The organism is Paenibacillus macerans (assembly GCF_900454495.1).
GTDB lineage: Bacteria > Bacillota > Bacilli > Paenibacillales > Paenibacillaceae > Fontibacillus > Fontibacillus macerans.
Genome location: NZ_UGSI01000002.1, coordinates 90,500 through 111,456, shown reverse-complemented (window position 1 = coordinate 111,456; position 20,957 = coordinate 90,500). Strand labels below are relative to the sequence as shown.

Genomic DNA, 20,957 nt, shown 5'->3' with positions numbered 1-20,957 from the left:
TCAGCAATAATCGTGCTGTAATCGCTCTCATTTTGCTCTATCGTAATTGTAACACGACACGAAGGAGTGAATAAATCGATGGATTTGAAAATCGCTTATATCGGGGGCGGCTCGCGCGGCTGGGCTTGGGGGTTGATGAGCGACCTGGCTTTAGAGCCGGCGCTTTCGGGGGCCGTCGCTTTGTACGATATCAACTTGGCTGCCGCCAAAGCCAACGAGCAAATCGGCAACCGGCTGCAGGAGCATCCCGAGGCCGTCGGCCGCTGGCGTTACCAAGCGGTGAAGACGCTGCCGGAGGCGCTGAAAGGAGCCGATTTCGTCATCATCTCGATTTTGCCCGGCACGTTCGCCGAGATGCAATCGGACGTTCATGCGCCTGAAGCATATGGCGTGTATCAGTCCGTCGGCGACACCGTCGGTCCGGGCGGCGCCATCCGCGCGCTGCGCAGCGTCCCGATGTACGCCGAGATCGCCGCCGCCATCCGCGACCACGCGCCGCGCGCCTGGGTCATCAACTACACCAACCCGATGAGCGTGCTGACCCGTACGCTGTACGAAGTGTTCCCGGGCATCAAAGCGTTCGGCTGCTGTCATGAGGTGTTCGGCACGCAGTCGCTGCTCGCCGAAATGCTCAAGGATATGCAAGGGATCACCGATGTCCGGCGCCAGGACATTCAGGTGAACGTGCTCGGCATCAACCACTTCACCTGGCTCGACCGCGCTTTTTACCGGGGCGCCGACCTGTTCCCGCTTTATCGTGAATTTGCTGTAAAATACGCCGAGGAAGGGTTCAGCGGCCACGCCGATAAAGACCACTGGATCAACAACAGCTTCGCCTCCGCCAACCGGATCCATTTCGATCTGTTCCTGCGGTTTGGCCTGATCGCCGCCGCCGGGGACCGCCATCTCGCCGAATTCCTGCCAAACACCTGGTACTTGCGCGATCCCGAACACGTCAAAAGCTGGAAGTTCGGGCTAACCCCCGTCTCCTGGCGGATCGACAACCAGAAAAAGCTGATGGACCGCAGCCGTCGCCTCCTCTCCGGCGAAGAAACGTTTACGCTGAAAAACAGCGGCGAAGAGGGCATCGCCATGCTGCGCAGTTTGACCGGGGCCGGCGGCCCGATGGTCACCAACGTCAATCTGCCCAATCGCGGCCAGGTGGCCTCGCTGCCGATCGGCGCCGTCGTCGAGACTAACGCCGTGTTCAGCGCGGACAGCGTGCAGCCGGTATTGGCCGGCAGCCTGCCGGACGATATCAACAACCTGGTCATCCGCCACGTTTACAACCAGGAAGCGCTGGTCAAAGCCTCGCTGAACCAAGACCGTGAGCTGGCGCTGCGGGCGTTTATGAACGATCCCCTGCTCTCCGCCCTGACGCCGGCGCAAGCGGAGGAGCTTTTCGTGACCATGCTGAACAACACCAAGGCTTATTTGCCGGATTGGCTGTTGGAAACGTACATGAAGGCTTGATGATCGCTCATAAATCGTAAAATAGGGGTGCCCGTGGCTCCCGAGTTATGGAGAACAATAACCAATGGGTGCCTCAATCAACGTATATATTAGGCTTTGTCGCCATGAAGCCGGGGACAAAGCCCTAAGGTATATCACCGCAGTGTACAGGACTATTTTTCGGTCGGGGGCCTTGTTTGCCAGGTATGGCGGTGAGGAATTTGTAATCGGCCTGCCAGCAGCTTCCATCCGGGAAGCCGGGGAAGTCGCGGAACAGCTCCGAACTGCTTTGGAGGAAAAACCGTTCGATACTGCAGGCGAGCTAGTCCCGATAACCGCAAGCTTCGGCGCCGCCCAATATGCAGGGGCTCACGATACGCTCGAGTCGCTGCTCCGGGATGCCGACACCGCCCTTTACGAATCTAAACGAAACGGCCGGAATGCGGTCAGCCTGCATCCTGTGGCCATGTCATAACGGATAACCTTGCATCAAAGCTTGAATTCCGTTCCTAAGTTACTGCTTTCTGCGTCCTGAGCCCATTGGTTTATACATCGGCTCTTTTCTTTGTGGAAACCATAATGCTGAACCTGTAGTACTGATTAATGAGCTCGTCCAACCGCACGGATTGTTTCAGGACCAGAGCGTGACCAAGCCCGTAGATCATCTCTAATTGGACAAGCCTCTTTCGGGCTAATTCAATCCTTATTTTTAATTTTTCGGGGCTTTCCATCAACGATTTTCCTCCTACCGCCATCATTCTAATGTATGATGTTAAACCCAGGGTGTGGCTATTTTGTCAGCAGTGGAACTTTCTTACAGAGGGAGGAGGGAGTGAGAGAGCATCGATCCGGAATTTTTTAGCAATCCACGAAATGCAAAAGCCGATTTTTAAAGAAGGTGGAATGCACTTTTGCAGTTGAATAAGCCAAGTTGGAGTTCTTTTTGCGATTACAATTGGTTCAGCTTCCATAGGATTAAAAAAAGCGTCCCCTGGATCAATAATCCAGGAACGCTTTTTAGGTTATGTAATTACATTCCGTGCCCGTGACCATTTATAGTCAATACAGGAGTTGGCTGTTTTTCAATAGAAATTAGATTTGAACCTGGAAGAATTGTAACCGCCACCAAGCTACATAAAGCTACCCATAAAGCCAATTTTCTTCTCATTAAGTTTTTGCACCTCGCCGATTAAATTTTTATACCTTTGGTTCGCTGCTTCATTTGCAAAATTCCGGTGTTGTTCAAAGAAGCCGATACATTTAAGAATACCGTAACCGCTGCGAATTTCAATAGCGAATGCAAAACAATCGAGAACATACGCCAACCCTTGTTGAAAATCGCCTTTCTTTAAATAGTACTCGCCTAAACCTGCTAATAGATTTAGATAGCAATCGTCTGTAACTTGCTCCATGATCTTTCCAAGACGATTATGTTGTTCGCTATACTTTAAATGAGACCCATATTGTTCAAGCACGAAATCAATATTCATGTCGAACTTGTTTGCCGCAGTTACGATCTCACTTAAGGCAACGAATACTTCGTTTTCTCTTGTGGAAATATACTCTAAATATTCAGGAAGAATTTCTACTTTGCCGGACATTAATTGATACAGGTAACGATTCCCCTCAGCACATTCCTGAAACTGGTGAATCACGACCAGTTCGTCTTCATTTGGTTCCTTCACCCAACTACAATCCGTATACAAGGAGACATAATATAAGGCATTCTCATATTCTTTTAAATGAAAATATGTATCTCCTAATTCCAAATAAGAGTACATGATATAAAAAATAATCGGTTTTTTCGTTTCCTTCGGCTTTTTGTTGCCGTTTAACTCATAGTGAATAGTTGCCATTACCTTTAGTTTTTCGGCCAATTCTTTAACCTTATCCCGCCGATTGACCGTGGCAAACACATTGATCAAATCTTTAATTGCATCCAGTTGATAAGGTTCGTCGAGCCGATCCACAAAATGTTCAAATTGCAAAGCCAGCAACAAATTTCGATTCTGATCCTTGGACAACCCCAACGTAAACAACCGGTATTGGCAAAGCGCCAGCCGCTCGGAATGCTGCTTCTGCTCACTTTCCGCGATTGATTCATAAAGTATGGCAGCCGCTTTCCATTTGTTCTCGTGAAAAAACTGCTCGGCCAAGTTAAACAACAACGGTATGTAAGCAAGGTTATCCATCATTAACCGAACCGATTGCTCAATACAGTCGAGCTTATTCAGCTCGGCGCACCGCTGCAGAAATGGTCCCAACCTGCGCCAGTCCGGCGCGGCCTGAAAAAAGCATTCATCAATATACAACTCATAAAAATGTCCTTCGGGCAGTCCCATCCCTGCCGTAATCCGGTCAAGCTGCTGCATGGCAATGGGCCGATGCCCATTGATAATGCCGCTTAACGTTCCGGAATTGATCTGCGTAAGTTCGGAGAATTGATTGAGCGTGATACTCTTGTTTTTTAAATAAGCCTCCAACTGGGAGCGAATCGTCGTTGCCGCTTTCAAGCGAACACCTCCTTTTACACAATAATGGAATAAACAACCATATATGACTAATAGTATAGACTAATATAACATCGGTCAATAAGGAAAAGGAAAAAAATGTTACAAAATTAACTTTTTCTAAAAAAAGAAAACCTCGACGGTGCGGAACCGATCAAGGTAATCTAACTTTTATACGCTGATTTCCGTAAAATTCATTTTCTCATATAACCGTTTGTACTCCCGGTTCACTTCGTCAGAGGCATAACTTCGATATTGTCCAAACAATTCCACACTTTTTAGCATTCCGTGTCCACTACGGGTATCAACAGCGTACGCCAAACTATCTAAAACAAACCTAAATCCCCGCCCTAAGTCACTTTTCCTTAAATAATACTCTCCCAAACCAATTAATAAATTCAAGTACTTATCATTAGTATTTTGCTCACAAATCTTCCCGAGGCGGTAGCGCTGTTCCTGGTAAGTTAAATAAGACTTGTACTTCTCAAGTATAAAATCGATATTAAAACCATACCGGTTAGCCGCAATAACAATTTCGCATAGAGCGGTAAAAACTTCGTTTTCCCGGGTAGATATATACTTCTCGTAATCCGGCAGAACCTCAACTTTCCCCGACATTAATTGATACAAGTAACGGTTACCCTCGGCCCATTCCTGAAACTGACGAATCACGACCATTTCTTCTTCGCTAGGATTTTTTACCCAATCGCAGTCCATATACAGGGGAACATATTGCAGCGCATTTTCATAGTCTTCTAAATTGAAAAGTGCGTCACCTAATTCTAAATAGGCATATAAAACATAAAAAATAATCTGTTTTTTGGTTTCCGTCGGCTTTTTACCACCATTCATCTCATAATAAATAGTTGCCCTTACTTTTAATTTTTCCGCCAGTTCTTTGACCTTATTCCATCTGCGCAATGAAAGAAACACATTGAGTAAATCATTTAACCCATCCAACTGATAAGGTTCATCCAGCCGATCCACATAAGGTTCAAATTGGGCGGCCAGCAATAAGTTCTTGTTTTGGTCCTTGGACAAACCCAGTGTAAATAAACGATACCGGCAGAGCGCCAGCCGCTCGGAGTGCTGCATCCGTTCACCCTCCGCGACCGCTTCGTATAATAGTACGGCCGCCTCCCGCTTGCCTTCATGAAAAAACTGTTCGGCCAAGTCAAAAAGCAATGGTATATAGGAGAGGTTGTCCATCAATAACCGAACCATTCGCTCAATACATTCCAGCTTGTTCAGCTCGGCGCACCGCTTTAAAAAGGGGCCCAGCCTGCGCCAATCCGGCGCAGCATGAAAAAAGCATTCCTCAATATACGCCTCATAGAAAAAACCTTCGGGCAATCCCATCCCCGCCGTGATCCGGTCCAACTGCTGCATGGCAATGGGCCGATGGCCGTTGATAATCCCGCTTAACGTTCCGGAGTTAATCTGCGTTTTTCCGGAAAACTGATTCAGCGTCATCCGGTTGCTTTTCAAATATTCCTCCAATTGCGTGCGAATCGCAGCCACAGATTTCAAGCGAGCCCCTCCTTCCTCAATAAACCGAGACAATCGATATACTAATTTTATAATACGGTTAGCTGCATTATGGAGCAATAAGGAAGAAATGTGCATGATTGGGTTGCTATTAATCCCTGGCTAACTGAGAAGCCTAACAAAAAAAAATCTCAAAAGCATTAGAGCCAATCAAAGACGAAAAATCTTAGGAATCATTGAGCAGTCGTCTTTAAACGCGGAATTGTTTCAGTAAACATAACATTGCTTCTCCATGCTGATCGATGATATAGTTTACATATAAAAAACGAACGAAAAGTGAAGCACACTTGCCAGCGCCCAAGGGGCGTTGTAGCGGGTGTGCTTTTTTTGTTGAAAATTGCCGCATTATGGGAGAGGAAGGGATTATTTATGAGTGCTTATGAACTGGCGGTAAAAGAAGAGAAAGCGAAATGGCCGGAAGGCAGGCCATTCACTCCGCATGACGAAGCGTTCAAGAAACTGCTGCAGACCTTTTTTGCGGAGTTCATTGAATTGTTCTTTCCTGAGCTGGACAAGCTGCTCGATCATCGGCATACTCGCTTTTTGATGCAGGAACTACTTGTGGATATCGTTGGCGAGGAGAAGCGGACGCTGGATCTGCTGCTGGAGACGAGATATTTGGAGTTGGATGCGTACATACTGATTCACATCGAACCGCAATCCTACCGGGAAAACGACTTTCATGAGCGGATGTTCATCTACTTCAGCCGTTTGTTTGAGCGGCATCGGAAGGAGTATAAACTCATTATTCCCATTGCCGTCTTTACGGCGGACGAGGTCAGGGAAGAGAAAAATACGCTGGAGATGAGCACTCCTCAGCAGCCGATTTTGCGCTTTGAATTTATGAAGGTGGAGATGCGAAAGCAACCCTGGCGGCAATTTATCGATTCCGGTAATCCGGTGGCTGCTGCGCTGCTGGCGAAAATGGGCTATACTAAGGGAGAAAAGCGAGAAATACGCCTGGCGTATTTACGGATGATTTTAAGGCTGCAAGGAAAGTTGGATGATGCGCGAATGGCCCTGATCATGTCGGTGGCCGATCAGTATTTCAATGCCGATCCCGAAGAGGACAAGCGGTTGCTCGAAGAGTTGAAAGAACAATACCCGGAGGAAGGTGAGTCCCTTATGGAACTGATGCCCGCATGGAGTCGTTTGGGGTACGAGAAAGGTTTGGAGAAAGGCTTGGAAAAAGGGATTGAGCAAGGCATCGAGAAGACAGCGCTCAATATGCTTCGTGAGGGAATAGAGGCATCGCTGGTGGCCAAAGTTACGGGGCTGTCCGCAGAGCAGGTGGCGAAACTGAAGAAAACAAGCAAGCTATATAAGACGAACTAAATAAAAGATAATACTCCCACAATCTTACATGGAAACTTCGAGACCTCTTTTGTGATGAGGGGGGGAGTACCTATTTCTAAAGCTTGATTTTAAATCAGCTCCCCCCTTATGAGAACTGCCAAAATTCCGCAACGGGATTTCGTATCTCCTTGTTTAATATGTTAGCGAATACATATATTGCTCCAAAATTAAAAGGCAAATTTCCCTCAACTAAGTCCATTGTGTAACCATCTTCATCTACTTGGAGCATAAATTCAAATGAATCTTCTGTTAACTTAGTAAAATAATAGTCCTCATCTTGAATTAGCTTCGAAGTCCCTCCGATTTTAATCAAAAAGGATTGTTCCATTGATTTCTTATCAGCAATTATCTCCCCTCCACTAATTGAATGTTTTATGAGCTCAGAGTGAGTGAAGATATCTCTAGTGCTTTCTGAGGTCATGGGATGATCAATACTTGTATTGAACAATTCGGATAAATGTTGTTTTTCCATAATCAATCTTATTATCAAAGAATAAGGGCGCTCTTCCGCCTATCCAGCTTGTACATTTTTCCTCATATGGGCTTGCCTGAAAGATCATACAATGTGTTCTTTCAATGAAATTTCATTAAATTTACTCATGAGCATAGACGTAATGCATTTGATTCGTGAGCATAACAAGGAAAGTTTATTTTTGAGTGTAGTAGCATTTGGAGAATTACAAAAAGGAATCAATGAATTAAGCGATAAAGCTTGGAGCGAGCGGCTTCAAGCCTGGGTCGATCAGGATTTAACCAAACGATTTGAAGGACGAATTCTTCCCCTCGACTTAGATGTACTCTTAACGTGAGGTAAAATCCAAGGAAATTCAGAAAAAAACGGAACAACGTTACCTGTTATGTATAGCCTTACTGCTGCTACGGCAATTACCCACAAGCTAACCGTTGTAACCCGAATGTCAAAGACATCGAGCGTTGTTCTTTCGTATCCATCGCCGATATTTTGAAGACCAGTTGTTTAATCGCTTACTATCCGCTTACGTATCAACCGATACCATTACCTACGAGGGATTTGACAAACTAAGCCTAACGTTGCTAGCCTGATTTCAAATTTTCAATTCTTTTTAGTGCTCTTCCATTTCATAAAAGTATTCAACCCAATAGATATTATTAAAATAAACAATAGAAGGTTGGTAACCCCAAGACTAGACTCTAATTCTTTAATACTATTTGATATTTGATAGGACCCACTACTAACCGATGAACCGACACTACTTACTTGATTGGCTACATTGATTAATTGTTGCTTATAATCCCCTTCAGAATTATCCAATTTATCAACTCTTTTCTTCTTTATTGTATGTTTACAAGAATAGCATAAAAGTTTCTCATTTACAATAATAAGGATTATATGTTATATTATAATAGTAATTACACTAAAATATAGAAGGAATGTTTTTATGCGGAATCATAAGTTATTTTTTTCACTAAGCTTTGCTGTTATTCTTCTTATGAGTTCTCTAACAGGAGTATCGGCACAAAGTGTTAACAATTCAGCTACTGATGTTGAAAGGACAGAAAAATCTGTTTACAAATTAAAATTAGATGGCCTTACAGTTGAAACTCCCTACAGTCCAGACTTATACAATTTTCTGAGGGAAGAAAGTGAAAATAGTGTTAAAGTGACAGTTGTAGAAAAGTCGTCGGGAAAAACTGTTTCGGCTTACGGGGAAATTGTTGAATACAAAGAGGCCCCAAATAAATTACATGGTGAAGTAACTCCCCTTGGAACCGGCACATACACTACAAGAACTACATACAGAACATATTATGATCAAGGTTATAATGGGCTACATTTTGCAGGCGCGAATCTTTACACAGTTTATACATGCTGGCAGGACGGATCTTTTGGACAAATTAATTCTGTAGAGGATACTTACTGGTCTCCTGTTCCAGGAACCGGGAATTTCGAGTTAGAATCTCCACACGCCACTACTGTTCCTACGGGATCAACTAATAAATTCCCGACTAACAAGATGACAACTACTGGAACTGTAGTATTTAAGACGACATCCAAAGAGGCCTTTAATGTAAATCTTAAGTTTTTTGGATTTACCCTTGGTAGCGACAGTATTAATAGATATGCTATTACTAGTGCTGGCTACAATATTACCTTTGGTAGATAATATACATCCCTAATAAAATACCTCTCCTTTTTCTTACAATTAAGCCCACTGACCATATAGGTTAGTGGGCTTCACAACAGAAAAAACTCACCAGCAAGACTTTACTCATATTTTTCAATAAAAGAAAATCACCGTTTAACGCAACCCAAAACTCGTCTGACGGATTTTTTAGAGATTTCCCCCTATATGACATCGAGCCAGATGTTGAAAGAAGCACGACCTCTAACGGAAAAGGATTTCTGTCAAAAAAAGAAACCGCCCCCCTCCGGGATCCGGTCTCCAGTTAAATCAACCTGTTCTATCCATTTGAAAAGTTTTTAAGAAACTGCTTCGTCCGATCTTTCTGCGGATGGTTGAAAAATTGATCGGGCGGGCCCTGTTCAACGATGTTGCCGTCAGCAACAAACACGACTTGGTCCGATACCTCGCGGGCAAATGCCATTTCGTGCGTCACGATGATCATGGTCGTATCCAACTCCGCGATCGATTTGATAACCTGCAGCACTTCGGCTACCAGCTCCGGATCGAGCGATGAGGTCGGTTCGTCGAACAAAATGGCGTGCGGGCGCATGGCCAGCGCACGAGCGATGCTGACGCGCTGCTGCTGGCCGCCCGACAGCGTCGCGGGATAGTTGTCCTTCTTGTGGTCCAGCCCGACTTGCTTCAGCAGCTGCATGCCAAGCTCGTCCGCATCCTTTTTCGGCATTTTTTTCACAACGATCAAAGATTCCGTCACATTTTGCAATGCCGTTTTATTTTTGTACAAATTATAGTTTTGGAAGACCATGGCGGTTTGCGAACGCAACTGCTGAATTTCCTTACGCGTGCAGTTTTCCGCGTCCAGCTTGGCGTTTCCGATTTCAATGATCCCGGTGTCCGGCTTCTCCAGAAAGTTCAAACAGCGGATCAGCGTCGATTTCCCCGACCCGGAAGGGCCGATAATCGAGAGTACTTCCCCGTCTTTGAGTTCAAGATCGATGCCTTTAAGGACCTCCAGGCCTTTAAAGCTTTTGGTTAAATTCGTGACTCTAATCATATCCCATTCAACCTTTACGTCCGGTATGGACGCTCCAAGTATTTTTCCAGCAGCTGCTGCAAATAAGTGTACACGATAATCATCGCCCAGTAAATCAAGGCCACGGCCAAGTAAGCCTCAAAGAACCGGAACGATTCCGCCGCTTGCATTTTCGCTTCCGCAAAGATTTCCACAACCCCCAAAGTGAAGGCAAGCGAGGTTTCTTTGAGCAGCGAGATAAAAACGTTGCCTGTACCCGGAAGGGCATTGCGCGCCGCCTGGGGCAAGATGATGCGCCAGTACGCCTGCGCCTTCGTCATTCCTCCGGTTAAACAAGCCTCCATCTGCCCTTTGTCCACCGACAGAAGCGCGGCGCGAAAGATTTCCGCAAGGAAAGCGGCCTGCTTGATCCCGAGCCCGATAATCGCTGCGGTGACCGCATCCATTTTCGTAAAAAAGGGAAACAACTGCGGCAATCCGTAGTAGATCAGGAACAACTGTACCAGCATCGGGATGGAGCGAAAAAACGAAATATATACGCTGGCCAGCCCCCTTAGCCCCCGGTTGGAGCTGTTCCGCAGGAAAGCCAGCACTAGCCCGACCACCACGGCGATAACCATCGCTACAACGGCCATAAGCAAGGCAATCGGGATGTACTTCATCGCACCCGCCATCGCCACTAGAATATAAGAAGGATCAAAATTCATATCGAATCGCCTGCTCTCCAGTCACCAGAGCCATTACTCCGGTTTTACCGTAATATCTTCTCCGAAGTATTTATCAGAAATCTGTTTTAGCGTACCGTCGTCTCTCAATTTTTGAATCTCGGTGTTGATTTGCTCGATCAAAGCGGCATTTTTTTCATTCTTGACAAACGGGAACGCAACATCCTCGTAATGGAACGGTTCACCGACAAACTTCAACGGCAAGTCCTGCTTTTTGATTTCGGCCAGCAGGGACGACTTAGAATTCACATAGCCGTCCACACGCTTGTTCAGCACATCGTTTTGCGCGCCGTCGCGAGTTTCGTACGTCCGGACTTTGATCTCGCCTTTCGTATCGAATTTCTCCAGGTTTTTCACGTTTTGCGAACCGAATACGCCGGCTACGGTTTTGCCTTTCAGGTCGTCCAACGTGTTGATATTCGTGTTGTCTTTATGCGTAACAATCGTCACCCCGGCGTAGGAATACGGAGCCGTGAAATCGTATTTGGCCTTCCGCTCGTCCGTCACCGCAACCGCATTAGCGATCGTATCGATTTTGCCGGTCTCCAATTGTCCTAACAAACCGCTGAAATCCGAATTGGTCCACTCGACGGTGTAACCGAGGTCGGCGGCTGCTTTCTCAATGACTTCCACGTCGAAACCGACTAGCTTGTCCCCTTCTTTATAGCTGTTGGGAAAAGATTGTCCTGTCGCCCCGACGCGAAGCACTTTCTTCCCGTCTGTCGCCCCGGAATTTGAACCGGAGCAAGCGGTAGCGAGCAAGCCGATTAAAAGTATAGAGATTAAGGTAAATAGATATCTTTTCTTCATTTTTGTGTTTTCCCCCTCATTCATGATGTTATTCACTTATATCGACAAATTCGACAATTTAATGAGTTTCATTATATATATTCCTATCAGACTAGTCAACTTAATGTCGTTTTTCGCCGTCTTGCTTTAGCATACCCGAAATGAGGATTTTTTTCATGTAAATCGTAATATGGCCTTTTCCCAGATCCGCGGAGCCTTCAATTTCGTACCCGCGCCGCTTGTACATGTCGATAAGCCAAGGATGCTTGTCTGCTGTTCCCAGCGAAACGGCCGGAGATTTCAAGGTATCGCGAACGATCGTTTCCTCGCACCAGGAGATCATTTCCCGGCCAATCCCTTTCCGTCCTGCATCCGGTTCGCTGGCAAACCACCACAGGTGCGGCACCCCGAACGGTCCCGGCGACGGTCCCCACGGCATTCTGGCCGAAATCGTGGACACGATTTTTCCGTCCTCCTCCATCACGAAACAGAGGTTTTCCCGGATATTTTTTTCCACCAGGGCGAGGTCGGCCGTGGCGGCGGCAAAGTTAATGCCGAGCTGGCGGATCGGTTCATAAGCGCGCAGTGATAAATCGAGCAAATCAGGCGCGTCGTTCAAGGTTGCCATACGAAAATTAGTCATGTCGTTTTCCGTCCTCCTGCCGTTCAATGCCGATGAACGCCGCCCGGCCACAGGTGCCAGGCTAACGGGTTCTATCGGGGAACGTTAATGTAGATGTTCTGTGCCGCTGTCCCCGTATTTACGCTTGTTCTTCCCGCAGCCACCCGCTCGCCTCGGCGGCGGCCAGCACCCGGTCTACCGTTTGCGGAGCCGAACCCAAATACGTCGATGGGTCCATCAACCGCTCCAGCTCTTCCACGGCGACCGCTTGCCGGATGCGAGTGTCAGCCATCAAAATATCGCGGAAAGGAATCTCCTCCTCGACGCTCTTCATACACAGCTCATAAACGACCTCATGCGCGGTCTGCTTGCCCATCGGCTTCGCCAGCGCAAACATAACGCGCTCGGAAAGCAACAGTCCACCGAGTTTGTTCAAATTGCGCAGCATATGGTCGGGCTTGACGACCAGTCCGGCCAGAACCGCTTTCGTGGACGCCAGCTGGGCCGCTAAATAAATGCAGCTTTCCGGCAGCGCGATCCATTCCCCGCGCCAGGACATTGCGTCCCGCTCGTGCTCGACGATCATCGACTCCTGCACGAGCGCGGCATTGTAACGGATCGGCTTGGTGAGGCTGGCGATCCCTTCCAGCGCCGCCGGGTTCCGTTTATGCGGCATCGTCGAGGAGCCGATTTTGCCGGATGTAAACGGTTCTTCCACCTCGTCTATCTCGGTGCGCATCAAATTGTAAAATTCGTTGCCCATTTTGCCGAGCGTTCCGCTGATCATGCCGAGCAGGCCGGCGTATTCCGCCGAACGGTCCCGGGACGAGTGCCAGCTAATATTCGGCGCTTGCAGGCCAAGCCGCTCCATTGTCAGCCGCTCCACCTCCGGCCCGTGCGGACCGAAGGAGGCGTAAGTGCCAACACCGCCGCCCATCACGCCGGTGAATACCCGGGCTTCCGCTTCGCGAAGCCGGTCCAGATGGCGGACCGTCTCGTCCAGCAGCACGGCGATTTTAAAGCCGAACGTGGTCGGCAGGCCCTGCATGCCGTGGGAACGCCCTGCCATCGGAGTTTCCCGATGCTTGCGCGCCAGCCGCGCCAGCTCGCGGGCGACCGCGCGCAGATCGCGAACGATAATCCGGTGAGCTTCCTTAAGCTGCAGCATCATCCCGGTGTCGACAATGTCCTGCGTGGTCGCGCCATAGTGAATCCATTCCCCGTGCTCCGGGCCGCACAGGTTTTGCAGCGCCTTCAGCGTCGGCATCAGAGAATGCTTAACCTTCAGCACTTCCTGCGCGATTTCCTCTATATTCATAAGCTCTACCTTCGCCTTGTCGGCAATGACGGCCGCCGATTCGGCCGGGATGAGCGCAAGTTCCGCTTCCGCAAGCGCCAGAGCCGCTTCCACGTCCAGGTGCTTCTGCAGCCGGTTCTCGTCCGACCAGACCTGGCGCATTTCCGCGGTTCCAAAATTGTTTTGCAGCATAATCATATCGATAACATGTGACGGCATGATGTGTACCTCCTATGTGTGCAAGTTCAAAAAGCGAGTTCAAAAGTGTGTGCTCAAAATGCGAATTCAAAAAGTCGGCTTTTCAGCACCGAAGCGTATGCTTTCGAAGTGCGTTTTTTCAATGGCTTTTTGAACTACATCTAGTAGAATGATCCGGAAATAATATGGTTTATCTGCGGACAGGGACCATGAACCACTTTGTTCTATATTAGTCTTATGCTCAGTATCGTCCCCCATAAAAATAGAGGAACTTTAGGGTATTATTTTTCGAATTTGAGCCTATTCATCACCATAGGGGAACTTTAGGGTCTTATTTTTCGATGAACAGGTCGAAAGGCGGCCTTTCGCCACTAAATCGTGAAAATAGCGCCATAAAATTCTTCTATTTCACTCAACATGGGGGATAGCGCTGAAATAGCGCCCTTTTTTTCCTTTATGTTGTCACCCGAGATCTTCAATAGACTCATTTTGCCGTTTTCTCAAGTCTTCATTTACCATTATGCTAACGTTATTTCCAGAATCGTCTACTAGGTATTGGGAATCAATACGTGCATATCGGTTAGCTGCTCCAGCCGCCCGACCTTGCCGGGCAGCTCCTGCCAAGCGGCGGAAAGGCCGCGCGCGGCGTCCACATACTTGTCCATTCGCTCCTCCGCAGTCAGCGGCCGCCCGGGCGCACCACGCGGGCAATCCACCCGCTCCGTATGCGTCGATCCATCGGCGTACGCGACGCTGACGATCGTAAACCGCTCCTTGGGCATCGCGTTTGGCGCAGGAACAACAGCGGCGTCGTAACGCCGCTCTACCTTGGCGGCCAGCGCCAGCAAATCGGGGCGGATCGGCTCGTCGGCAAACGTGCCGATGCCAAGCTCCCCGTCCGCCAGCGCCGCCGCAATCACGTATTCGACGCTGAAGCGCCCCTCCACGCCCGTTTTCGGTTCGCGGACGATGAGGGCCGCATCTCCCCCGGGCGGAAAAGTGACGGTCACCCGGTCGATGGCCGTGATGTCCGCCGCCCTGCGGGCGGCACGGATCGCCAGCGCGGCATCCGCGGCATGATGAGACGCCGAGCAGCACGGATACCGTTTGAACCATAGACCGGGTTCGGCGATTTGCCACGGCTCGCCCCAGCCTTCCGTCATCTTCTCCGGCTTCGCCGCGCCCCCGCCGAGGGCCGCAAAGAAGCCGAGCGGCCCCTCCAGCGGCTCCTCCGCCCCGGCGATTCCCGCCTCCGCAAGCCGCGCCGCCAGCAAGCCCGAGCGGGCGGCCAGACCCGCGTGCAGCGGCTTAACCTGCGTGCCGAAATGCACTCTTAGCCCGCCGGCTTGCGTGGCCGCAAGTCCAAGCGCTTGGGCCGTCGTGGCGGCGTCAAGCCCTATAAGCCGGGCGCACGCAGCGGCGGCCCCCAGCGCGCCGAGAATGGCGGTGCTGTGCCAGCCGGCCTCGTAGGGCTTGGGACCAAGCGCCAGCCCGAGCCTGCACATCGCCTCAACGCCAACGATATAGGCCGCCAGGAATTCGGAGCCGGCCGCGTCCCGCTCTTCCGCTTCCGCCAGCAGCGCGGACAAAATCACGGCGCTCGGGTGGCCCCGGACGCTTTCGTGGACATCGTCGTAATCGAGCGCATGGCTTAAATAGCCATTAACCAGCGCGGCATCAAGCGCCGCAAGCCGTTCCGGCCTTCCCGGCACGGACGAGCGGCCGTTGCCTGTCCCGCCCGCACCAATCCCAAGCGCCGCGATGATGCCAGCCGCTCCCGCATCGTCCCTAGCGGCCAGCGTCGACGCCAGCCAGTCCAGCACTCCGGCGCGGGCGGCCTCCACGGCCCGCGTATCCTTCAGCGGTTCGGAGCCGGCGATCCGCTCCGCTAGCTGCCGGGTAAGCGTCCTCCCCGTACTCATCCAAGCGCCTTCAGCGCCTGTACGGCCGTTTCCGCGAACAAGGCCGCGCTAATCCCCAGCGCTTCTTCCTTCAAAGTAAACTTCGGATGGTGCCATTGTTCCGTCCCGCCGGTCCCCATCCATATAAAACAACCCGGCACATGCTCCTGGTACAGGGCGAAATCCTCGCCGCCCATCGTCGGCTCCGCTTCCACCACTTGGAGCCCCTGCGCTTCCGCCGCCGCATGCATGATTTCCGCCATGTTAGCCTCATTATTTACCGCGGGCAGCATTCCCATCCAGTTCAATACCGCCTCGGCCCCGTATCCGGCGGCCACGCCTTCGACAACCCGTTTCATCTGGTCGGGAATTCTTATACGCGCTTCCGGCTCAAACGTTCTCACCGTACCTTCAAGTACTCCCGTGTCCGGGATCACGTTCCAGGTCGATCCGGCTTGCAGCTTGCATACGCTGACCACGGCGGAATGCTTCGGAGAGGCATTGCGGCTCACCAAGGTTTGAAGCGCGCCCACAATGGCGCTGCTGACCACCACCGGATCGATCGCCGCTTCCGGCATCCCCGCATGGCCTCCCTTGCCTTTGACTTCGATTTCGAAGCGATCCACCGACGCCATCAACGGGCCGGTCCGAATGCCAACCGTGCCGACGGGCAGGTCAGGCTTGTTGTGCATGCCGAAAATCGCCGTCACGCCCTCCAAAGCTCCCGCTTCGATTACCGCGCGGGCGCCGACCGCCAGTTCTTCCGCCGGCTGGAACAAAATGCGCACCGTGCCATGCAGCTCGCCGGCCCGTTCCTTAAGCAGCGCCGCCGCTCCGATCATCGAAGCCGTATGAAAATCGTGGCCGCAGGCGTGCATTTTCCCGGTAACGGTCGAAGCGAACGGCAGTCCCGTTTCCTCCTTGACCGGCAGCGCGTCGATATCGGCCCGCAGCATAATCGTCGGTCCCGGATGCGCCCCCTTCACCTCGGCCAGCACGCCGGTCGGCAACTTCAAATCGAGCTGATGAATGCCCAGTTCCGTAAGCCAGGAGCGAATCCGCTTCGTCGTCTCGTATTCTTCATTAGAAAGCTCGGGATGCCGGTGCAGCTCCCGACGCATTTCGACAAGCTTCGGCTGAAGCGATGCAGCTTCTTCGTTGAAGAAGTTCGATATCGTAGTCATATGCACATCTCCTTTTGCAATTAATAACAATGGGCCAGCCGGAAGCTTTCGGCCGGAAGAGCAAAAGCCGCCCAAAATGAATAATGGGCCGGGATTGTCCCTCCCGGCCGCCGCGGCTCGCCTTCCGAATAGTATAGCCGGGCGTGACCCCTTCAATCATGAGACGCTAACGTCCTTGCACCTACCACATTGCCGCGCTAAAACACAAAAGAACCAGCCCAAAGAGCGACTCTTTTGTCCACCCCACTACCTGCGATCTGCCTCACTCTTGCCAAACTGGTTTCAAATAGTATATCGGAATAGTCCGTTTTGAGATTAATTAAAAATTATAATCCGCCTAATTACATGCTGTCAACCTGCGTACAGATCAAGTCGCTTTCTTTTCCGTGGAGCGCCGCACTACAAGCTCGGGTTCCACCCATCGGCGCCTGCCGGACGGCGCCGTCTCCAACCCGTTGATCTGCGCCATCAGCATTTCGCCGGCCGCGGCTCCCAGCGCAAAAGTGTCCATGTCCAGGCAGGTAAGCGGCGGAGTGGTGAAGGGGGCGAGCGGCCTGTTGTCAAAAGTGGCGACGCCCATCTCGTCCGGGATGGACACCCCTTGCTCGCGCAGCTCCTCCAAGGCCCCGAAAGCGACCAAATTGCTCATGCAGATGATCGCGTCGGGAACGCTTGGCAGGGCAAGCAGTTCGCGCACCAGCCTGCGCCCGTTGGCTTCGTTGGCATAGCCGGGCAGCACAGTGCCGGACGCCATGAAAGGGCCTGCTTCCGCCGCCTTTTCCTTTTGCCGGGCCGCCGCTTTGATCTCTTCTTCCCGCAGGGCTCCTGCTGCGGCCGCCCGTTCTCGCGGCTTGAATCCAGGTTTGTTCGCCCTGTCTCTTGCGCTCTCCACCGCGGCAAGCGCGTCGCGGAACCCCGCCACCCTCGCTTCAAACATCGGATCGCCCCGCTCCCCGCCAATAAAGGCGGGATTGCGGTATCCCCGGGTAAACAAATGGCTGGCCAGCATTGCGGCCCCGCGACGGTTATTGATATCGACCCAGCACAGCGGGGCCACCCCGGGGATTTCGCCGATCGAAATATAAGGAAAGTTCAACTCGTTCAGTTCCCGGGCCAGTTCCGGAGTCAGGATGGAATTGTCCATAATCAGCCCGTCCACTTTGCGCCCCAGCACAAAACGGCTGACAAACCGCTCTCTTCCGACATGTTCGATATTGCCGATCGTCAGTTCGTAGTCAAGCGGCCCAATGACGCTCTCCACGCCTCCGATAATATCGTAGAAAGAAGCGTTCAAAAAATCGCTTTTGCGCGACAGATCGATAACCAGTCCGACATTATAGCCTTTTTGTTTCGCTAATCGCGTGGCCAAACTGCTTGGTTCATAATTCATCTCGCGCATGACGGCCCTAACCTTGGCCTTGGTCGCTTCCGAAATGCTCGGCGCGTCGTTCAGCACTTTCGACACCGTTGATTTGGCTACATTCGCAGCCTTGGCAATGTCGTTAATCGTCACCTTCATCGTATTGGACCCTCTTCAAAATAGACAATCATTTATAACCCCATCAACAATTATATCGGTTTTTCGTCCTTCACAAAAGCTGGAAATTTAAGCGCATACAAAGAAAACGCGGGATCTCCGCTTGCCCTCCGGCAGCAGAGATCCCGCACCTGTATTTCACAATCCTCCCCGGCACGTTTGCACGTCGACTTTAACTGCCGGCCGCCGCAGTTTTTTGCCGGATGCCTCTCGTTCAGGCCGGCCGCTTAGCCGCTTAATTTTGCCAGTCCACCGTCACCGTCCCTACGCCGCTGGCCGGCGTCGTGTACGTATGGTTGCCCCCGCCTTCCCAAGTCACCGTACCGCCGCCCTTTTTAATAAATTTAAAATCCAGCTTTGTCCCCGCCGGCACGCTGACATCGTAATACCAGGACGGGTACTTGGCGATCACCTGATTGTACATCGGCCCAATCGCTTTGTTCGGGTCCCAGGAGCCGAGCTCGGCGGCGTTGCCGACAAGATAAACATTTGTTCCGTAATTGGTATTGGCTTGATTGACCAGGAAACGCACCGTGACCTGATCCCCCGTCAGTACATTGAAGCTTTTGAATGTATTGCTGGCGGTGCCGGACGACGTTTTGACCGATACGCCCGTTTTGCCCGCCGCGACCTTCGGTATGACCGCCTTAATCTGCGTGTCCTCCCAGCTTACGATGCCGGAGCCGGTCACCGCCGTCGTCCCGAAATAAACCGTGCCCGCCGTGCCGCCAAAGCCGCGGCCGTCAATCGTCACTATATTCCCCGGCTGGCCCATGGTGGGACCCACATTGCCGATCGCCGGCGACGTTTCCGGCGCTGTGTACTGCCATACCGCCGTGCCGCCGGCCGCCAGCGTAAAGTTGGTGACGGCGCCGCCGCTGCCCACGGTAATGGAGTTGCCGTTTAAGAGTCCGTTCAATACATCCGAATAAGTGCCCGCCGGCAGCGAACTCAACAGACCCGAAATCGGATAAGCGGCGGACGAGTTTCGATTAATCGCCACCAAAGCGGCGCTGCTGCCGAATTTGCGTTCAATAATCAACACATCGTTGTTAACCCAGCGCTCTGTCGTCGTCCCATAAGCGATGGCCGGATTGGATTTACGCAGCGGCGCCAATGCCTGAATCACTTTATAAGCCGTCGTCCCGGTATTAAACGAGGTCATCATCGCCCGGTTGTTGGGGTCGCCATCGCCGGTCATGTACTGCTCCGTGCCGTAGTAGATGGCTGGCACGCCGCGGGAAGTCAGCGTCAGCGCCAACGCTTGCTCGGTCGCCCGCGTACCGGAACCGGCAACCTGGAACCGGTCCATATCATGGTTGTCGATGAAGGTCACCATATTGTTGATGTAGTCGTATTGCGACTCCGTGCTGGCCAGCACCTCATAGAGATCCTTCATCGTTTCCGTTTTGTCCCGGAACACTTCGCGCACTTCCTGCGCGTATTCAAAGTCCAGCAGGTTCATCCCGCTTTCGTTGGCGAATTTAATGTTGTCTCCGTCGGTTTGATCCGCGCCAAGATACCATTCCCCGAACGTAAATACCGGATGATCGCCGCCGTAAATCGAGGAAACGAAGCTTTTTTGCCAGCCGAAAGGCATATGCTTCACCGCGTCAAAACGAATCCCGTCCACACCCATGCCGAGCCAAAGGTCGATAGCGCTTTTAAAATAAGCGTCCATAGCGTTGTTGTTATGGTTGATGTCCGCCAGGTCGTAGAGGTTCTTGTAAATACCGTCTTCAATCGTGGAAAAATCGGTCCCCCCGTTATGATGGAAAAGGCCGGCCGTATCATTGCTGTAGGCGCCGAGCAGCGAACCGTTATCATACAGCGCACCGTTCTCGGCGAAGCCGGGGTTGTCCCTGTCGGCCGGAGACGTGTGGTTGGGGGCGAAGTCGATCACGACCTTGATGTTATGAGCGTGAGCCGTATCAATCAGATTTTGAAAATCGGCAAAATCCCCGAAAGCGTCGTTGGTTTGCTTAAAATCCCTCGCCCAGTAACCGTGATAAGACGTATTGTTAACGCCGGAATACTTGATGACGGAGGTGATATTTTCCACAGGCTGGGATATCCAGAGGGCGGTGACGCCCATGCCGGTCAAATAACCGTCGTTAATCTTGTCGATAATCCCCTGCCAGTCTCCCCCGAAATAGAGCTTCAAATTGGATCGGTCGCCGCTGAACGCATCCCCCGCCGGATTGTTCGTCCTGTCCCCGTCCGCGAAGCGGTCGGTCACAATCTGATAGATGACGTCCGTACTGAAATTGACCTTGTTGTCCACGCTCGTATCGGGTGATGCCCATGCGGGCAGTGAAATCCCCAACGCCATACTCAGCGAAAGCGCCAGGGAGGTCAAACGTTTGTACCGCGATTTCATTGTCCTACCTCTCCTCTCAAATGTTCTGCCGATCTTTGGGAGTCGAGCCTGCCTAAACCTGCATAAGGCGGGTGCGCAACCGCCGGAGTCAGAATGGCAGACGCAACAATAAAACGCTTACACAATTCAAGGAAACCGGTTTCTTTCCTAAAAATACCATCCGCGATGAGGACAAGTCAATACTAAATTTGGAATTTTCCAACAGGTAGAAAAAGAAACACCGTCATAGAGGCCCAATAAGCGTTATCACTACTAACCGTTAGCGCAGAAGCTAAAAAGGCCCCCCTGTCATTTGCAAT

The 20,957-nt window shown here is 51.0% G+C and carries 18 protein-coding genes; 5 read left to right on the top strand and 13 right to left on the bottom strand.

The window, feature by feature from the left end; translation table 11 throughout:
• Positions 1–78: 78 nt before the first annotated feature.
• On the top strand, positions 79–1,473 hold the full coding sequence (locus tag DYE26_RS23575) for a family 4 glycosyl hydrolase (protein ID WP_036618314.1): 1,395 nt from the start codon (positions 79–81) through the stop codon (positions 1,471–1,473).
• A gap of 64 nt (positions 1,474–1,537) precedes the next feature.
• Positions 1,538–1,927 (top strand): GGDEF domain-containing protein, encoded by a 390-nt coding sequence (locus DYE26_RS23570; RefSeq protein WP_036618313.1) that lies wholly within the window; start codon positions 1,538–1,540, stop codon positions 1,925–1,927.
• Positions 1,928–1,997: 70 nt separating this feature from the next.
• On the opposite strand, the gene DYE26_RS23565 is transcribed toward DYE26_RS23570, so the two are convergent.
• The 3 genes from DYE26_RS23565 to DYE26_RS23555 form a co-directional block, all read right to left on the bottom strand.
• The gene (locus DYE26_RS23565; protein ID WP_036618311.1) at positions 1,998–2,183 is read right to left on the bottom strand and encodes an aspartyl-phosphate phosphatase Spo0E family protein; all 186 of its coding nucleotides are present in this window, start codon (positions 2,181–2,183) and stop codon (positions 1,998–2,000) included.
• 399 nt (positions 2,184–2,582) lie between these two features.
• The gene (locus tag DYE26_RS23560; RefSeq protein ID WP_036618309.1) at positions 2,583–3,965 is read right to left on the bottom strand and encodes a helix-turn-helix domain-containing protein; all 1,383 of its coding nucleotides are present in this window, start codon (positions 3,963–3,965) and stop codon (positions 2,583–2,585) included.
• A gap of 168 nt (positions 3,966–4,133) precedes the next feature.
• Positions 4,134–5,483 (bottom strand): helix-turn-helix domain-containing protein, encoded by a 1,350-nt coding sequence (locus DYE26_RS23555; protein WP_306308141.1) that lies wholly within the window; start codon positions 5,481–5,483, stop codon positions 4,134–4,136.
• A 396-nt stretch (positions 5,484–5,879) separates the two neighbouring features.
• Here DYE26_RS23555 and DYE26_RS23550 point away from each other — a divergent pair, with 396 nt between their 5' ends.
• Positions 5,880–6,845: an Rpn family recombination-promoting nuclease/putative transposase gene (locus DYE26_RS23550; protein ID WP_051985155.1), complete on the top strand. Its 966-nt coding sequence runs from the start codon at positions 5,880–5,882 to the stop codon at positions 6,843–6,845.
• Positions 6,846–6,951: 106 nt separating this feature from the next.
• On the opposite strand, the gene DYE26_RS23545 is transcribed toward DYE26_RS23550, so the two are convergent.
• Positions 6,952–7,338, bottom strand: coding sequence for a hypothetical protein (locus DYE26_RS23545; protein WP_227872791.1), 387 nt, complete (start codon positions 7,336–7,338; stop codon positions 6,952–6,954).
• A 142-nt stretch (positions 7,339–7,480) separates the two neighbouring features.
• Here DYE26_RS23545 and DYE26_RS33195 point away from each other — a divergent pair, with 142 nt between their 5' ends.
• Both DYE26_RS33195 and DYE26_RS23540 read left to right on the top strand, forming a co-directional pair.
• The gene (locus DYE26_RS33195; RefSeq protein WP_124332254.1) at positions 7,481–7,675 is read left to right on the top strand and encodes a PIN domain-containing protein; all 195 of its coding nucleotides are present in this window, start codon (positions 7,481–7,483) and stop codon (positions 7,673–7,675) included.
• Positions 7,676–8,284: 609 nt separating this feature from the next.
• Entirely contained in the window at positions 8,285–9,010 is a 726-nt protein-coding gene (locus DYE26_RS23540) for a hypothetical protein (RefSeq protein WP_036618305.1), read from the top strand.
• A 298-nt stretch (positions 9,011–9,308) separates the two neighbouring features.
• Here the strand turns inward: DYE26_RS23540 and DYE26_RS23535 are convergent, their stop codons facing one another.
• From DYE26_RS23535 to DYE26_RS23495, 9 genes are all read right to left on the bottom strand, one after another.
• Entirely contained in the window at positions 9,309–10,046 is a 738-nt protein-coding gene (locus tag DYE26_RS23535; RefSeq protein WP_036618303.1) for an amino acid ABC transporter ATP-binding protein, read from the bottom strand.
• 14 nt (positions 10,047–10,060) lie between these two features.
• A complete protein-coding gene (locus tag DYE26_RS23530) occupies positions 10,061–10,732 on the bottom strand; it encodes an amino acid ABC transporter permease (protein ID WP_036618302.1) in 672 nt (223 codons plus the stop codon).
• Between the two features lie 33 nt (positions 10,733–10,765).
• Positions 10,766–11,560, bottom strand: a complete 795-nt coding sequence (locus DYE26_RS23525) for an amino acid ABC transporter substrate-binding protein (protein ID WP_036618301.1) — start codon at positions 11,558–11,560, stop codon at positions 10,766–10,768.
• A 100-nt stretch (positions 11,561–11,660) separates the two neighbouring features.
• Positions 11,661–12,182 (bottom strand): GNAT family N-acetyltransferase, encoded by a 522-nt coding sequence (locus tag DYE26_RS23520; RefSeq protein WP_036618300.1) that lies wholly within the window; start codon positions 12,180–12,182, stop codon positions 11,661–11,663.
• A gap of 118 nt (positions 12,183–12,300) precedes the next feature.
• A complete protein-coding gene (gene purB, locus DYE26_RS23515) occupies positions 12,301–13,677 on the bottom strand; it encodes an adenylosuccinate lyase (RefSeq protein ID WP_036618299.1) in 1,377 nt (458 codons plus the stop codon).
• 527 nt (positions 13,678–14,204) lie between these two features.
• Positions 14,205–15,578, bottom strand: a complete 1,374-nt coding sequence (locus DYE26_RS23510; RefSeq protein ID WP_036618297.1) for an MmgE/PrpD family protein — start codon at positions 15,576–15,578, stop codon at positions 14,205–14,207.
• Positions 15,575–16,741 (bottom strand): amidohydrolase, encoded by a 1,167-nt coding sequence (locus tag DYE26_RS23505; protein ID WP_036618295.1) that lies wholly within the window; start codon positions 16,739–16,741, stop codon positions 15,575–15,577. Before DYE26_RS23505 ends, DYE26_RS23510 begins: the two co-directional genes overlap by 4 nt.
• A gap of 367 nt (positions 16,742–17,108) precedes the next feature.
• The gene (locus tag DYE26_RS23500) at positions 17,109–18,260 is read right to left on the bottom strand and encodes a LacI family DNA-binding transcriptional regulator (protein ID WP_036618293.1); all 1,152 of its coding nucleotides are present in this window, start codon (positions 18,258–18,260) and stop codon (positions 17,109–17,111) included.
• 253 nt (positions 18,261–18,513) lie between these two features.
• The gene (locus tag DYE26_RS23495; protein WP_036618292.1) at positions 18,514–20,658 is read right to left on the bottom strand and encodes an alpha-amylase family glycosyl hydrolase; all 2,145 of its coding nucleotides are present in this window, start codon (positions 20,656–20,658) and stop codon (positions 18,514–18,516) included.
• Positions 20,659–20,957: the final 299 nt, after the last annotated feature.

Excerpts from the sequence above, each read along its gene's own strand:
- DYE26_RS23545 (WP_227872791.1), bottom strand. The coding sequence starts at position 7,338 with ATGGAAAAACAACATTTATCCGAATTGTTCAATACAAGTATTGATCAT.
- DYE26_RS23520 (WP_036618300.1), bottom strand. The coding sequence starts at position 12,182 with ATGACTAATTTTCGTATGGCAACCTTGAACGACGCGCCTGATTTGCTC.
- DYE26_RS23570 (WP_036618313.1), top strand. The coding sequence starts at position 1,538 with ATGGGTGCCTCAATCAACGTATATATTAGGCTTTGTCGCCATGAAGCC.
- DYE26_RS23495 (WP_036618292.1), bottom strand. The coding sequence starts at position 20,658 with ATGAAATCGCGGTACAAACGTTTGACCTCCCTGGCGCTTTCGCTGAGT.
- DYE26_RS23510 (WP_036618297.1), bottom strand. The coding sequence starts at position 15,578 with ATGAGTACGGGGAGGACGCTTACCCGGCAGCTAGCGGAGCGGATCGCC.
- DYE26_RS23535 (WP_036618303.1), bottom strand. The coding sequence starts at position 10,046 with ATGATTAGAGTCACGAATTTAACCAAAAGCTTTAAAGGCCTGGAGGTC.
- DYE26_RS23530 (WP_036618302.1), bottom strand. The coding sequence starts at position 10,732 with ATGAATTTTGATCCTTCTTATATTCTAGTGGCGATGGCGGGTGCGATG.
- DYE26_RS23565 (WP_036618311.1), bottom strand. The coding sequence starts at position 2,183 with ATGGAAAGCCCCGAAAAATTAAAAATAAGGATTGAATTAGCCCGAAAG.
- DYE26_RS33195 (WP_124332254.1), top strand. The coding sequence starts at position 7,481 with ATGCATTTGATTCGTGAGCATAACAAGGAAAGTTTATTTTTGAGTGTA.
- DYE26_RS23525 (WP_036618301.1), bottom strand. The coding sequence starts at position 11,560 with ATGAAGAAAAGATATCTATTTACCTTAATCTCTATACTTTTAATCGGC.
- DYE26_RS23575 (WP_036618314.1), top strand. The coding sequence starts at position 79 with ATGGATTTGAAAATCGCTTATATCGGGGGCGGCTCGCGCGGCTGGGCT.
- purB (WP_036618299.1), bottom strand. The coding sequence starts at position 13,677 with ATGCCGTCACATGTTATCGATATGATTATGCTGCAAAACAATTTTGGA.
- DYE26_RS23500 (WP_036618293.1), bottom strand. The coding sequence starts at position 18,260 with ATGAAGGTGACGATTAACGACATTGCCAAGGCTGCGAATGTAGCCAAA.
- DYE26_RS23550 (WP_051985155.1), top strand. The coding sequence starts at position 5,880 with ATGAGTGCTTATGAACTGGCGGTAAAAGAAGAGAAAGCGAAATGGCCG.
- DYE26_RS23540 (WP_036618305.1), top strand. The coding sequence starts at position 8,285 with ATGCGGAATCATAAGTTATTTTTTTCACTAAGCTTTGCTGTTATTCTT.
- DYE26_RS23505 (WP_036618295.1), bottom strand. The coding sequence starts at position 16,741 with ATGACTACGATATCGAACTTCTTCAACGAAGAAGCTGCATCGCTTCAG.